This window comes from Coraliomargarita algicola (genome assembly GCF_033878955.1).
GTDB lineage: Bacteria > Verrucomicrobiota > Verrucomicrobiia > Opitutales > Coraliomargaritaceae > Thalassobacterium > Thalassobacterium algicola.
Window position 1 is genome coordinate 1,255,160 of record NZ_CP138858.1, and the last position, 15,038, is coordinate 1,270,197.

Consider the following 15,038-nt stretch of genomic DNA (forward strand, 5'->3'; position numbering starts at 1 on the left):
GGTGAGTAAAGAACGCTTATACTAAACTCACTTGAATATCGAGCACTTCACCGGCCTTGAGCACGATGGCACTTTGGAAGGCCAAGCGTAAATCGCTGCCGTTGCTCTCAAGCTTGGCAGGCAGGGTACGAGCGCCCAGCTTCACTTGCGCGGACTTGGCTTGCTGGCCCTCGCCAGCATTCAGAATCACATTCCTCAGGCTGACTTCGCCCTCGGAGACATTGAGCGTGGCTTTCAGTTCGCTGGTGCTGCGCTGCTGCGAGTAGAGGCCGTAAGCTTCGGCTGCGGTGAAGAAGCTCTTGTGATCCTCCGGAGTGAGCACGGGGCGGAAGGCGATTTCCCCCTTCGGCCCATCGTAATGGAAGCCCTGCAGTGCGAGCAGCGCGGACCAGACACTGAGTGAACGTCCGTAGAACTTACCACACTCATCGTCGCCAAATGGATTGCCAGAGTAGCCCCAGGGGCCGTTGCGGACATTGGACACACCCTTGGTGCGCAGGCGTCCATTGTAGCGGTCGTAGATGACCTTCATCACCATGAGGCCTTCCTTAAGTAAACCGTTTTGAATCATAGCGACAGCGGCGCTGTATTCGAAACCGGTCATCACCTCGTCGCCATATTTCATACCGGGAATCGGCTGTGGATTCTTCGGCCAGGTGATCATCTTCATGCCACCATCGGTGACTTCACAGTATTGACGCGGCTTGAGCGAGTGCCCGTGAAAATCGGTCAGGAAGTTGTATTTGAGCAAGGATTCCATCGCCTGACGCGAACGCTCCTTGGGATAGCAACGGTCGATCTCGACTTGATCGGCCCACCATTCACCGAGGATCTGGTCGATATGGCAACCGTCGAGATAGTCCTGGCTACGCTTCTTGCCGGGTTCCTGGATGTAATATTCGCCATTCCAGAGACGCTTGTTTTGCAGCTGCTTGCCGGATTCACGGATCTTACGGTATTCAGCTGCGACTGCGCGATCGCCGACGATGTCGGCCATGCGCGCTGCGGCTTCGAGCGCTGCCAGATACATGCTGCCGATCCAGGAGGAGCAACCGGAGAAGTCACCATCCAGCGTGTTGTGCTGCGTGGTCTCCATAAAGCCGTCGCGACTCGGATTCCAGTAGTCGATACTCCAGTCCATGCCCTTCTTGACCTTGGGCCATACCGATTGAAGCCAGCTGTCGTCCTTGGAGCAAAGATGCTCGCGATAGGTATTTAAAATCGTGCCGTAAAAACCATCAGCCGCCCCCACCTTGTTGGTATGGCGATAGGGAGTGACGCCTTTCTCGGTTTGACGCTCATAGTCCTGATCACGCATGAGACGCCCCATCTCCGGCAACAGGCGCGCGTGTGCTTGCGCATAGTGATAGACGTGGGTGCAATTACCCGCACAGCAACCATCGTCCTCATTACAACCTTCCCACATGCCCAAATAGCCGTTCTTGGCCCACCAGAAAGTTTGGCTGCGTAAGACGGCCAACTGTGAACTCATGCGGTCCAGCAACCAGACTGGCAGCGTGGACGCATACAAGGTTTTGTGAAACAGACGCGTGCGCGCAGTGAGGTCTTCAATGTTGTCCTGCATGTAAGCCGCGACACCCATGGCATCGGACCACCAGTTGGTATAGTTGTGACCTTGCCCGCTCCAGCCAACACTGTTTGAACGCCCCTCGCCCTCCAGAGCGATCATCTTGCCGGAGCCATGCTTATTGTTTTGAAAATACCAGGTCAGCACAAAGGTGACTGACATCGTCTCACCGGGCGCCAGTTCGATCGGCGCGGAGAGCGCGCCGTTAACGGATTGTCCGTCGGGCGACACCTTCGACTTCGCAGCACCATCAAGCGAGCCGGAAGTGACCAAATCACGCTGCAGGGATTGTGAAACGTCCCACTCCGCCGTGCCCGAAGCACCCGCAGCTAGAGTCATCAGCACCATGTCCGCGCTATCGTTGCCCGAACGTGTCATGTGCAGCAAGGTAGTCTCGCCCTGCTTCAGGACTTCGTTCTGATTGCTGCCATATTTGTAATCTCCCTTGCCCTTGCCTTCATTATAACCGAGGGCATTCTTCTGCGCCGCCAGAACGTCGGCCTTCACCTTCGAATTCGAGGTGTTCTTCGCCGTGACCGTGTAAATGGCACAAGGGATGGCACAGCCCTTCAGATTCATGGGAATGAAGGGATTGAAAACTTCCAACTCGACCTCCACCGGAAGTGCCGGCTCTTCAAACTTGTATTGTCCAAATGGATACTCACCAATGAACTTCAAAGACTTCATCGGCGCAAAAGCACCGGCGGCTTTGGTCTGCAAAGCACGCACGAGCGGCTGACCGCCCGCGGCTTGGGCACGCACCGCAAGAAAGCTATCTTCCACCCGATGTTCTTCGTAGTTGCAGCCGATTTGCCAAATGGCGGGCTCGGCATTGCCATTAAATTGAATCGCGCCGGCACCAATGCCACCGACCATAAAGTTAATCGCTTCGAGGCGCTCGCCCTCGTAGAGAGTCGACTCACCGTGCTGCACTAAGCCGGGATCATTCAAAATCGCCTGAGCCTTGGCGTCGCGCAGCGCATCACGCTTGGCCTCGACCGCAGACACGATCGCTCCCGTCTCTTTTAAATGCTTCTGCCACTTCGGACCTGCGACTGCGAGGTGCGCCTGAATTTCCGGAGCGGTCAGGCCACGGGCATAACACGCCACTTCGTCGATCGAAATATGCGTCGAGCCCCAACCATTGTTCACCGGCGTGCTGCCCAGCGTCATGGTGGTTTTCTTGGGCCCCTTACGCGTATATTCATACGCACCGCCGACGAGGCTGCATTCGTAGCCATCAATGTAGGCACGCACATCCAGGTCAAAACTGGTCAGGGCAAAGTGATACCAGCGCCCCACTTCGATCGGCTGATCCGTCGGCAGGTTGATCTCCGTCACGACCATGCCATTATTATTCTGATAAAGCAGCCCCGAGAGGTCATGCTTCACCCCGATCACGAAAAGCGCGGCCTTGCCATTGCTCTGCGCAATGATGACGGGATTACCCTCGCCACTGGGCTTCGCATCGACTCGAAAGAAGAGCTCCAGGGTAGTGGCGCGGCCTTTCAATTTGTCGGCACCCGGCACCAAAATCGGAGCATTCGGCTCCAGGCTGATCGCCTTGCCATCCATCGCACCACTAGTAAACGCAGTGGCTCCGCTCGCCTTTGCTTGCGACTTCCCCAACACATCGACCAGATCGCCATCGAAACGCCAGTAACCACGCAGGGCGCGATCTTGTCGCAGCATCTGCGCATAGGACTCACGACTACCTGCGGCCATAAGCGGCCCCGCCATCATACCAGCGGCAAAGGTACCTGCGGCCACTAAGAACCGGCGACGTGAAATATCTAGTGAAAAGTTGGACGAGGACGAAAAAGACTTAAGCTTTGATTGGGTCATAGGGATATTCAATTTAGGGCGTTAAAAATAGGCTCTACGTCAAATACTACTTAGAAGGCGGCTAGCTGTATATCACGTATACTAACTATTTGGCAGTCTGAAACAGAAGTTGGTCAATGTATGCTGAATTTGGAGAGCAATGCTCCATCAATGCCGCAGGAACGTCTAAACACTTCGAGCTATCGGCGGTTGCGACGGAGCGAAGCCTCCAGCTTTTTACCGTATATCTTCTTAAGCCCGCGCCATTCCGCTTCGACTCGTTCTTAAGATAATTATCTTAAATGCCATCCGATTGAGGCATTTTAGCATCTACTTGAGTCAGCCAACCGTTGAGGCGTTTACGCAGACGCTCAGCCAGTTCGGGTTGATCCGACAGCACATTATTCGTCTCCATCGGATCGTCTTTGACATTAAAAAGCGCATCAGGAATGGTGCCGAGGCCCGCATACAGTTTCCACTTACCTTCAACTAAGATGGAACTGCCCATGTAATATTTCACATCTGGACGATTGTGTGGATAGTGCCAATAGAGCGCATCACGCTCCAATTCGCCCCCTTCAAATAGAGGCTTCAAATCGAGGCCTTCTAGCTGAGTGATCGCTTGTGTAGAGCCGCCTGCTGCGTGCACAAAGGTTGGAAAAAAGTCCATCGTGGTCACTGGGGTGTCCGTTGTGCTGCCCCCGGCAATGACACCAGGCCAACTGACCGCCATCGGCACCCGAATACCACCTTCCAACAAAGATCCCTTCTTGTCATTCAACCAGGAGGTAGGCTTCCAACCTCCATTATCCGAGTAGAAAACAATCATCGTATTATCCCGGGTTCCGGTCGCCTCCAGCGCATCGAGCACCTTACCGATCGCATGATCCATACTCTCCAGCATTGCCAGATACGCATTGCCCCCATTCCTTTTGACTAAATCCCTCGGTGCCTTGATCGGGGTATGTAAGGAATAGAACCAGAGCGATAAATGAAAAGGCTGATCCTGGTTGGCTTCAATGAATGAGACAGCCTCATCACCCAAGCGATCCGTTAGATACTCCCCCTTTTTACGATTTTCGATCGTGCCATTTTTGTAGGGGTCGAACCACGACTTCGGTTGCCCATAGGCACATCCACCGATGTTTGTATCGAAGCCATAATGTTCAGGGTGATAGCGACTATCGACGATGCCATCCTTGGTGCCATGTGAGCCCTCCCCAGCCAGGTGCCACTTACCAATAAAACTGGTTGCATAGCCAAGCTTCTTCAACTCACGCGCATAGCTCGGCAAATCCAAAGGGAGATGCTTCACGAATTCTGCATCCCGCGGGCCGCCATCAGGTGCGGGACGCTCGTTACCTGCTCTACCTGGTATATGCGTCGTCAGTCCAATCTGAGCGGGCGACATCCCAGTGATGCAGGCCGCACGAGTCGGTGAGCAAACCGTGGCTGCTGCATAAGCCTGATTAAATACCATCCCGGTATCCGCAAGACGCTCCAAATTAGGCGTATGCATTTCCGGGTGGCTACCATCAAAGTCCACCCATCCCGGCCCTAAATCATCGGCCATGATGAATACGATGTTCGGCTGCTTGGCCGCACTAAGAAATGAACTACAGCCGACTCCCAGCCATGCAATCACTTGAATAAGATTCTTCGCTTTCAAAATGTAAGTAGAGGTTAAATGGTATCACAGAGTCGAACATGCCGACTCAATCATGCACCACTATACAGCAAATCGAGCATGCTCGTCTATCACTTGAATAAGCCATACAAAGCCACCCCGCAAAGCTGGATATACGGGATATTACAATCAGAAAGATCAACGATACGGCTCAATGCGAATTCCTTTTAAGCCGATCCCTTCTCCTTTAAGAAGACGCGGGGTGACCTGCAATTGATTGAGACCAGCATTCGGTATATTGAGCACTCCCAAGGTCACGCTCAAATTACGGTAACGCGGCGGGCCTGGCTGAAATGATTTCGTTGAATCGAAACCTGACTCAAAGGTCACGAATGTAATACTCTCGTCACCACAGGACAATACCCACTCGGAGCCAGCCGCGTCATTCTCGCTGGAATATTCGATACTCACCAAATAGTCGCCTGCTTCGAGGACATTGATATCCCAGGTCGCTACGGCATCTTCAGAGCCCCATCGACCGATGAAATAATCATGTTTCCACTCACCGAATTTCTCCATCCAACGATAATCACTGTGCTTGCACCCCTCGGTCGTCGCCATCTCAGCCAAAAGCGTCACAGGAGTGAGCCCATCGATTTGAGTCGCCGGATTGGTGACTTGCGCGGGCTGATCCAGAATCAGTTTTACGACTGAAATCAATGGCAGATCGCGACCGACCTTAGAGCCAAGGTTCAACTCCAAGATTGAGCCATCTTGTGTAAAATCGACTGCGGAAGCATCCCGTAGCAGCGAAGCTTGCACCACCTTTGCGCCGAGGTCCGCGATGCGCAGGACGCCCGCTTGAGGCCATTCGAAAACGTGCAAATAAAGTTCCTGCCCTTTGGTGGTGATATCTCCCCAGCTAAAACCCTGGTCGAATGGAGAAGCATCCGCCCCGTAGATCGCTTCACCATGTGCACGTATCCATTCGCCTGATTTCGTCAAACTTTCCACTGCTTGCTCGGGAAGTGAACCATCTCCCTTGGGCCCAACATTCAGCATATAAGAACCGCCGCGCGCAACGACTCGCACCAGTCGCTCGCAGATCGCCTTGGGCGATTTCCAATTCTGATCGTACCAGGCATATGACCAGGAATCGTTGGTAGTGTCCACCGTCTCCCAAGCGTCCACTTTCGGACGCACAATCGGGATTTGCATATCCCCCAGCGAAACATAATCACCATAACCACCGCCAATACGACTGTTGATTAAACAGTCCGGCTGTAAGCCCTGAACCAAATCCACCAAGCGGGCGCTATACTCCTTTGGCATGTTCCCCGGGGTATCAAACCATATCAGCGCAATGGGACCATAATTAGTGAGCAGTTCAGCCACCTGCGGCATCACCTTCTGCTCGAAGTAAATATTAAAATCATCCGGCGTATAACCTTTCGGACGCTCTCCTTTGTAATTACCACCATAAGGCTCGGTCCAATCCTGGTTCTGTGAATAATAAAAGCCAAGACGCATCCCTTCCGCCTGACAGGCGTCAGCGAGCTCTTTCATTAAATCACGATCGTAAGGGGTGGCCTTAGTGATTGTGAAATCGCTGACCTGCGAGTCAAACATCGCAAAGCCTTCATGATGCTTAGCGGTGATCACAATCGTTTTCATCCCCGCGGCTTTGGCCAGTTTGACTAGGCCCACGGCATCAAATTGGTCCGGGTTAAAATTCTTGGCGTAGTCCTTATATTCCTGCACGGGAATCTCTGCCATGTGCATAATCCACTCTCCGATGCCATAATAAGTCTTACCATTCCAAACTCCCGCCATTTGCGAATACAGGCCCCAATGGATAAACATGGCATATTTATCTTCTGTGAACCATTTTAGGCTGGGGTGAGTGGCTTGAATTGAGAGTTTTTCTTCGCCCCACATTTCGTCCATACCCTGCTCTTTTTCAACAGCCGAGAGCGTGGATGCATTCAATAGCAGAGCCATCAGCAGTGCGCTCAAGCGAAGGTAAAACGTATCTTTCATTATAGGTATCATTAGCAGATTAACAAGAATCCGCTAAGCATACATCAATTCCCGCAAGGCACCTATAGCGCATTTAGGGGATAAAAGGCGTTTTTAGCGACCGCTTTTCCAAAGCTGGATCTGCTTCACATCATTCTTCGCAGTAGAACCTTCGGTGCTGCGTCCATGACTCACATCCGCTTCTAACTGTGCGAGCAAACGCTGAACCACTTCGGGCTGCGACTCATAGAGATTGGTGGTTTCACCGGGATCGTTCGCCAGGTCATAGAGTTGTGCGACGGGCGCACGGGAGCGCTTGGCCTGATCTTCCTTGGGACTGGTCCAACCACCCGATCCTCTCGCCAGCAAGAGCTTCCACTTCCCCATGCGATATCCAAAGTGCCCACTGATCGAATGATGAATCACGCCCTCGCGTGTGGATACAATCGGCTCCCCCTTTAGAGCGGGCAAAAAGCTGACGCTGTCCTCCGCGCCATCTGATGGAAGTTTTGTATCCAAAATGTCCGCACAGCTCGCAAAGAAGTCGGTCAGGCAGAGCAATTGATCCGAACGGCTCCCCGCTTGAACGACCTCCGGCCAACGCACAATGAACGGCACGCGATGCCCGCCCTCCCAGAGGTCAGCCTTCGAGCCGCGAAACTCCGCGCTCACCTGGTGCCCCTGTTGGGCCAGTGCAGGAATATTCGCCGCTTTGGAGCAGCCATTATCACTACTAAAAACCACCAAGGTATTGTCGGTCAGACCGTTGCGGTCGAGCGCGGCCAGGATTTCACCGAATCCGGCATCGGTCTGCATGACAAAATCCGCGTAGTCACCGAGCCCGCTTTTCCCTTTCCAGGCCTCGGTCGGCACAATCGGCGTGTGAGGGGAACCGTAGGGCACATAGAGAAAGAAGGGTTGCCCGTCATCGTCCTGAGCGCGTGCATCGATGTATTCGACAGCTTTTTGGGTGAGACGCGGCAACATGTGAATTTCATCTTCATGTGCAATGACAGTGTCGTTCTCAATCACTCCCTTCATATCGCCGGCATGATGGAAACCATGATAGTAATCAAAACCGCGATCCACCGGGCCATCCGGAATGGTACTGCCGACCGGTGCCAGGGTATGGCGCCCCTTGCGCTGGATGGGCTTCTGCGTTTCGGGGTCCAGATAGAGGAAGTTCAAGTGCCATTTGCCAACCATGGCCGTATGATAGCCCTGCGCTTTCAAGAAGCTGGCCACGGTCGGGCGCTCTGGAGCAATCAAGCAGGGCTCAAAGCCTTGAACCACTCCTCGCTGTAAGCTGGTGCGCCAACTGTAGCGTCCGGTCAACAAACCGTAGCGCGTGGGCGTGCAGACGGAAGAGCCAGAGTGTGCATCGGTGAAAATCATCCCCTCACGTCCGAGACGGTCAATTGAAGGCGTCGGAATTTTCCCGTGTTCAGGGTTGAGGATCTGCACGTCTCCATAGCCCAAGTCGTCGCAAAGCACAAAGACGATATTTGGTTGAGCCGCCCCCGATAAGTTCGCAACAACCGTTAAGCATAGAATAGAAATGAGGCACTTGAATCGCATGATTTATTTGAAATGCAGACTGACTTGATCGAGGATGGGCTTAGTTTTACTGGGAGCTTTGCACAACCTGCTTCATGGTGCCATCCGCATTAAATGTGACCGGATCAAAACAGATGGAGCGGTTCGTAACCTTTCCTCCGGACAGATCCGCGTTGTGATAAAACAAATACCACTGACCTTTATAGGCCACAACGGATCCGTGCGTGGTGAGAGAACTGGTCTTGTCCAAGAGGATGCCTTTGTGCTCCCACGGGCCCATCGGATGCTCGCTCATGGCATAGCGCATCTGATGCCCACGCGGCGTATTATCGGGATAAATCATGTAGTAGATCCCCTCGCGCTTAAACACAAATGCACCTTCGCGGAAATCCTCGAGCCCATGCATGCGCATGGAGGGCCCTTCGACTTCCACCATGTTCGCTTTCAACTTGGCAACCAGTGGCTCTCCAAATCCCCCGTAGTAAAGGTAGGCCTGACCATCCTCGTCAATGAAGACGCAAGGATCAATATGGGGTTCCAGCCCCTCGATGTATCCTTGCACCTTAAAACCGGAAGCTGGGCTTTGACTGGTGGCGATGCCAATTTTCCAGCTGTCCCGCGCATTCGGCCCGGTCGGGTGTGGGAAATAAAAATAATAGGTCCCCTCTTTATACGCACAATCAGGTGCCCACATATAGCCTCCGCCCTTTCGGCCCCAGTCCACATCACGGGAATGCAGAATCTCTCCATGATCCGTCCAGTGGACCATGTCATCGGTCGAAAAGACATGATAGCCATCCATCTTTTGATAGCCCCGACCACCCGCCACATCGGTGGAAGGATACACATACAATCGCCCATCCTCCCAAACATGTGCCGAAGGATCAGCCGTATACATGTGCCGAATGAATGGATTTGCGGCCCGCGGCGCACTGAGTCCGCTAGCCGCACTAGCCGCGCTAGCCGCAGTAGCCGCGCTAGCCGCAGTAGCCGCACTGGTGACCGCCAATTGCCCGAACGTGGACAGCGCCAGTAATCCACTGACAGAAAGCAGAGCGAGGGTATTGAGTCGAGACATAGTCGTGCGGTCGAGGGATATTGCAAGTAACAGAACTGCCGAAGCGACGGGAACTGAAAGATACAGAATACCAGATAATCACGGTTTCAACATCACGTGAATACGCCACCTCTCAGCGACAGCAGTCGACGTCACAACGTGCAGATACGCTCTTGAGGCGGCTGATCCTAAACAACACAAAAAATCCGGCGCTCACAATGGAACGCCGGATTCAATTAAAAATGAAAGCATGAGCTGTATTGACCGCAACATGCCCACTGATGTTGCCAATTAACGACGACGCATAATGACCGCAGTCAATGCAAGCATACCTCCTAGAAGTGCGTAGGTGCCAGGCTCGGGATCAAAACCAGATCAATGCCAGTCGCAGTATAAACCACATCAGCAGTCAAGCTGCCGAAGCCGGAAATACTCTCAGCAAATTCCGTCGCATCTGCGAGGTCGCTATACGAAAATAAACTAATGGTTCCCGCACCGCCGGTATAGGACGAGCCATCAATGACAAGGCCCGCTCCGGAAACAATCGTCATGGTAGTAATACTATCAATCGTATCGACCCCCGTCATGCCCAACGTGAAACCGAAAGTAGAAAAGGCATTGGCATTCAGTGCTCCAGCCACCTCGACGGATGCCGTATCTCCTTCAATCGCAAAAGTAGACGCGGCCAACGTGCCCACGGAGATGCCATCGGTAGTCAAACTCCCTCCGGAAATGGTATAAGAAGCTGAATCACTACCCACCATAAACAGGCTATCGTCGACGTCGACACTGCCTCCAATCTGATACACAGTGCCTGAACCCGCAGCACCCATATTTATATTTCCTGACACATTCAAACTAGCGCCTGAAAGGATATTCAAAATGTGCCCGCCTCGAATTTGAAGTCCTGCCTTAACGGCTCCATTCAATGAGCCCGCATCACCGGACAGGTTTGTAGTGCTGTCACCATTATCCCCTTGCAAAATTGTATTCGTTCCGCCTCCGGCGTTCCAATTGCTCGCATTCAACCAATCGTTATCCACAGGATTCGCTTTCCAATCATCGGAAGCGTGCGAGTTAGACAAGGAAGCCAGCAAGCCAAAGGCTGCCAGCGAAGAGAGCATACTAATAGTATTCATAAATTTATATAGAGTGATTAAAGGGCGAGCGAATTATCAATTCTAACTATACAAAAATGATAGCAGGATGAACATCCGAAGGTCATTACGTATACGCATGATTTCCCGGATCCTTCACTCGTGGGATGTGTCACCCCGGACTCAGCAGTGATCACTGCGCTCACAATGCATGTGCCCAAGTTCAGTGGCATGCCCCTGCGAAGCTCTATGCTATTTCGCTCGTCTTTTCTTCGGAGCGCCCACTGCCACGCCTTCGTCTAAGGTATAAACTACTGGCTCGATCGTTCCGTCCGAACGAAATGTGATAGGCTCGAAACAAACAGAACGTCGGCAATGACTCCCCTCGTTCACATCCCCCCGATGGTAAAAGAGATACCACTGCCTCTCAAACTCAATCACAGAGGTATGGTTCGGTGAATAAGGCGAGTTGGGCGCAAGCTCACCGATCAATTCAGCATATTGCGGCAAGGGGGAATCCGACATCCAATATTTCGTCACCCGCCCCACGCGTGCACTGAAGTAATATTTCCCATCGCGCTTAAACACGTGAACGGCTTCATTGACTTCTTCTTTGCTCAAGCGCACCCAGGGGCCGTCGAGCTCTACCATGTTGTCCTTCAGCTTGGCACCCATGATGTGTCTGCCGGGCTCACCGATATCGTGCCAGTGATCATTGCCGTAGATGTAGGCTTGGCCGTCGTCATCGACAAAGACCGTGGGGTCAAAAATCCGGGTGATTGGCTGACTGGTCGCCGCTTCCCAGGGGCCGATCGGCGAACGGCTTTTCGCAACCCCAATCTCATTCACGTTTCCGGGAAAATACCAATAGAACCAGCCATCTTTATAGGCCGCATCCGGGGCATTCATATTCGACCGAAAGTGCTCAAAGCCCGGATCGAGTTGCGGGTCCAAGACCACGCCGTGATTGACCCAGTGCTTCATGTCGGAACTCTCCAGAATCACATAATCCTTCATCGACTCGTAATTCTTCGCGTCAGGCTGGTCATGCGAGCAATAGACATACACCTTGCCATCAAACACTTCGGCTGCGGGGTCCGCCGCATAGGCGAAACCGGGATCCGTCTTTCTTAAAATGGGATTTCCCGCCCACAAGCCAGCGGTGCATACACTAAACAGGCTGAGTGCCAACAGTCGGCTGAATCGACGTTTGCGCATCATTTTTTCAATATAGATTAAGCCGTTCATTTATGTTTATGGAGAATCAAAATATGGATCCTTTCCTGCCGTCAGAGCTCAGCCTAAATATAAAGTCAGATCGATCAATTCGACTGCGTCTACTGCCGAAGCCCATCGGCCGCCATCAGCTCCTGCAGTTGCAGGGCCATGGCCCGCGCCTTCTCCGGATGAGTGCTCACCAGGTTATTTTGCTCTGAAGGATCGTCTGCCAAGTTATATAAGCGCTCCGGTTCCGCCGGGCCGACCCAGGATTTCGCCGTTGCTGTAATATACTTCCATTGTCCGACACGCAAAGCACGCGCATCGTTCGGAGCCTCCTCCAGCATGAAGGGCAAGCCCTGCGTATCCTTGCCCAGAAATGCATCCAGTGTATTACGGCTGTCAGGCGCGGCATCTTCCGCAAGATCCAGTCCGAGCAGCGCAGCGAAGGAGGCGATTAAGTCGATTTGGTTGACTAAGGCATCGGAGCTGCCGGGCTGAATCCGGGCGGGCCAGCGCACGATGAATGGCACGCGCGTGCCACCTTCATAGATCTGATACTTACCACCACGATAGACCCCGGATCCATCATGCCCACGGTCCAACTCGCCCAGCGATTTATTAATTCGAGTCCCGTCGGCATAGCCGTCATCGTAGACGGGACCGTTATCGCTGGAGAAAATTACAATCGTGTTTTCGCTCAGGCCATGCGCTTCCAAGGCTTTCATGATCTCCCCAGTGGTCCAATCAAACTGCACCATCGCATCACCACGATAGCCAAGCTCCGTCTTGCCCTGAAAACGGGGATGCGGCGCACGGGGCACATGAACATCCTGCGATGCAAAATAGAGAAAGAAGGGCTGATCCTTGTGCGCGGCTATGTATTGTTTGGCCTGATCCACAAAGACATCAGCCATGGTTTCATCATCCCAGAGTGCTGCTTTTCCGCCCGCCATAAAGCCGATGCGCCCGATACCGTTGATCACGGAGTTGTTATGGCCATGTGTGCTGCGGTAATAAGTCATCGCGGCCTTGTCCTTTCTTCCGTCCGGATAGCGAGTGCTCCCCGGACGGTTCACTTCTCGTGGCGATTTGCCCACATAGAGTGGATTCTCGGGATCCAGATTGAGCACGTAATGCCCGTCCAAATACACACAGGGCACACGGTCATTGGTCGACGGCAGTAGGAAGGAATGATCGAATCCGAGCTCTAAAGGGCCCGGCTTGACTGCTCCATTCCAATCCACGGGTGTCCCCTCCGCACCAATCCCCAGGTGCCACTTTCCGATGACCGCCGTCTCATAGCCGGCTTGCTTAAATAGCTTCGGCAGCGTCAAAATATCCGTAGGAATACTGAGTGGCGCATTGGGCGGAAGAATCGCGACACCATGACGAAAGCCATGAACTCCCGTGAGCAAGGAGTAGCGTGAGGGCGTGCAAGTGGCCGCCGCGCAGTGACCATCGGTAAAGCGTAAGCCCTCCTGCGCGAGCTGATCGATGTTGGGCGTAGGAATCATGGTGGAACCATAGGCGCCCACATCGCCATAACCGACATCGTCGCCATAAATGATCACGACATTGGGCGGCTGATTCGACGCGGCTGTAAGCCAAACAGATGAGCCGAAGAGGCAAGTGATCAAAATGCACACGTATTTATTCATAGGACTATTCGGCTTTGTATTTAGGATTCATTTCAGTCGGCACGGGGGCTCCGGTTTGCGCACGCCACTCTTTGAGCAGTGCATGCAGCCGAGCCGCCTGCTCCGGATACTTTGTTGCCAGATTGGAACGCTCGCCGACATCCGCTTCCAAATCATAGAGCTCCAAGCGGCCATCTTCAAAATACTCATGCAGCTTCCACTTCCCCATACGCACAACGGATCCCGGTCGTGTGCGAAAGAGCGGATCGTGGGCATCGTCATTGTTGGAATATTTTTGCAAATAAATCGGAAAATGCCAAAACAGCGCACGCTTCGGAAAGCCTTCTTTTTGATCGAGCAAGGGCCATAGACTCTGGCCGTCCAATTGCTTGCCTGACGGAACGGGTAAGCCGGCGGCTTCCAGGAAGGTGGGATAAAAATCGATGCCGCTCACCGGCACCTCGCAGATCGAATTTGCTTCGATTCGGCCCTTCCAACTCACAACGACTGGCACCCGTATGCCGCCTTCAAAATACGAGCCTTTGCCCGAGCGATAGGGTTCTTGGCTGGAGAATTTATAGACACCGCCGTTATCCGAACTAAAGACGATCAAGGTGTGTTCGCGCAATCCGAGTGCATCCAGCGCATCCAGAATTCGGCCGATGCCCGCGTCCATCTTTTCCACCATCGATGCATAGGTTGCGTTGAGGCCGGTGTCCGCATACGAGTCGGTCAGTTCCTTCACGGGCTGAAGCGGTGTGTGCACCGAGTAAAAAGCCATGTGCATGAAGAAGGGCGCATTCCCCTGTTCGCGCATAAATCGGATGGCTTGATCCGCATAGATATCCACGCGATGGGTTCCTTTGGGATACGCTTGATCGTAGCGCTTCATGGAGCCCTGCTTAAAAGGCACAAAATATCCGCCTGCTGGGGTGCCGGTATCATCGCCTCCGATATTGATGTCGATCCCCTGTTCGAGCGGATCTTTGCCAACATGCCACTTGCCTAAGTGGATCGTCTTATAACCAGCCGCCTTCAAGGCCGCTGGTAGCGTCAAGTTGTCCGAGGCCAAGTGCAGTGTATTGGGTATCGGGATGAGTTTGCGATCTTTCGCATTCCCACGCTCCGAACTATTGACCGTATACACTCCATGGCGCGGTCCGGTCTGACCACTCAACACACAGGCGCGACTCGGCGCACAATTTGCCGCCGGCGCATAGCCCTCGGTAAAAAGCATCCCTTCCGAACGCAGCCGATCGATATTCGGTGTTTTGTATTTGGAATTATTAAAACCGACATCCATCACGCCGAGATCATCGGCATTGATATAGAGTATATTCGGCAAGCCCTCCGCCTGTGAAAACGATGCCAGTGCCAACAGAAATACGATATAAGCGCACAGAATCTTCAT

9 protein-coding genes are annotated in these 15,038 nt (G+C 53.1%); all 9 read right to left on the reverse strand.

The window, feature by feature from the left end; genetic code table 11:
* Positions 1 to 16: 16 nt before the first annotated feature.
* The 9 genes from SH580_RS04845 to SH580_RS04885 all read right to left on the reverse strand — a co-directional run bounded on the left by SH580_RS04845 (position 17) and on the right by SH580_RS04885 (position 15,038).
* On the reverse strand, positions 17 to 3,433 hold the full coding sequence (locus SH580_RS04845) for a GH116 family glycosyl hydrolase (protein WP_319833884.1): 3,417 nt from the start codon (positions 3,431 to 3,433) through the stop codon (positions 17 to 19).
* A 277-nt stretch (positions 3,434 to 3,710) separates the two neighbouring features.
* A complete protein-coding gene (locus SH580_RS04850) occupies positions 3,711 to 5,081 on the reverse strand; it encodes a sulfatase (protein WP_319833885.1) in 1,371 nt (456 codons plus the stop codon).
* Positions 5,082 to 5,237: 156 nt separating this feature from the next.
* Positions 5,238 to 7,079 (reverse strand): alpha-L-fucosidase, encoded by a 1,842-nt coding sequence (locus SH580_RS04855; protein WP_319833886.1) that lies wholly within the window; start codon positions 7,077 to 7,079, stop codon positions 5,238 to 5,240.
* Between the two features lie 93 nt (positions 7,080 to 7,172).
* Positions 7,173 to 8,636, reverse strand: a complete 1,464-nt coding sequence (locus SH580_RS04860; protein ID WP_319833887.1) for a sulfatase family protein — start codon at positions 8,634 to 8,636, stop codon at positions 7,173 to 7,175.
* 46 nt (positions 8,637 to 8,682) lie between these two features.
* Positions 8,683 to 9,693, reverse strand: coding sequence for a family 43 glycosylhydrolase (locus tag SH580_RS04865; protein WP_319833888.1), 1,011 nt, complete (start codon positions 9,691 to 9,693; stop codon positions 8,683 to 8,685).
* Between the two features lie 314 nt (positions 9,694 to 10,007).
* On the reverse strand, positions 10,008 to 10,811 hold the full coding sequence (locus SH580_RS04870) for a hypothetical protein (protein ID WP_319833889.1): 804 nt from the start codon (positions 10,809 to 10,811) through the stop codon (positions 10,008 to 10,010).
* 210 nt (positions 10,812 to 11,021) lie between these two features.
* Entirely contained in the window at positions 11,022 to 12,017 is a 996-nt protein-coding gene (locus tag SH580_RS04875; RefSeq protein ID WP_319833890.1) for a family 43 glycosylhydrolase, read from the reverse strand.
* Positions 12,018 to 12,106: 89 nt separating this feature from the next.
* Positions 12,107 to 13,648: a sulfatase family protein gene (locus tag SH580_RS04880; RefSeq protein ID WP_319833891.1), complete on the reverse strand. Its 1,542-nt coding sequence runs from the start codon at positions 13,646 to 13,648 to the stop codon at positions 12,107 to 12,109.
* Positions 13,649 to 13,652: 4 nt separating this feature from the next.
* The gene (locus tag SH580_RS04885) at positions 13,653 to 15,038 is read right to left on the reverse strand and encodes a sulfatase (protein WP_319833892.1); all 1,386 of its coding nucleotides are present in this window, start codon (positions 15,036 to 15,038) and stop codon (positions 13,653 to 13,655) included.

Excerpts from the sequence above, each read along its gene's own strand:
- SH580_RS04865 (WP_319833888.1), bottom strand. The coding sequence starts at position 9,693 with ATGTCTCGACTCAATACCCTCGCTCTGCTTTCTGTCAGTGGATTACTG.
- SH580_RS04860 (WP_319833887.1), bottom strand. The coding sequence starts at position 8,636 with ATGCGATTCAAGTGCCTCATTTCTATTCTATGCTTAACGGTTGTTGCG.
- SH580_RS04845 (WP_319833884.1), bottom strand. The coding sequence starts at position 3,433 with ATGACCCAATCAAAGCTTAAGTCTTTTTCGTCCTCGTCCAACTTTTCA.
- SH580_RS04880 (WP_319833891.1), bottom strand. The coding sequence starts at position 13,648 with ATGAATAAATACGTGTGCATTTTGATCACTTGCCTCTTCGGCTCATCT.
- SH580_RS04875 (WP_319833890.1), bottom strand. The coding sequence starts at position 12,017 with ATGAACGGCTTAATCTATATTGAAAAAATGATGCGCAAACGTCGATTC.
- SH580_RS04885 (WP_319833892.1), bottom strand. The coding sequence starts at position 15,038 with ATGAAGATTCTGTGCGCTTATATCGTATTTCTGTTGGCACTGGCATCG.
- SH580_RS04870 (WP_319833889.1), bottom strand. The coding sequence starts at position 10,811 with ATGAATACTATTAGTATGCTCTCTTCGCTGGCAGCCTTTGGCTTGCTG.
- SH580_RS04855 (WP_319833886.1), bottom strand. The coding sequence starts at position 7,079 with ATGAAAGATACGTTTTACCTTCGCTTGAGCGCACTGCTGATGGCTCTG.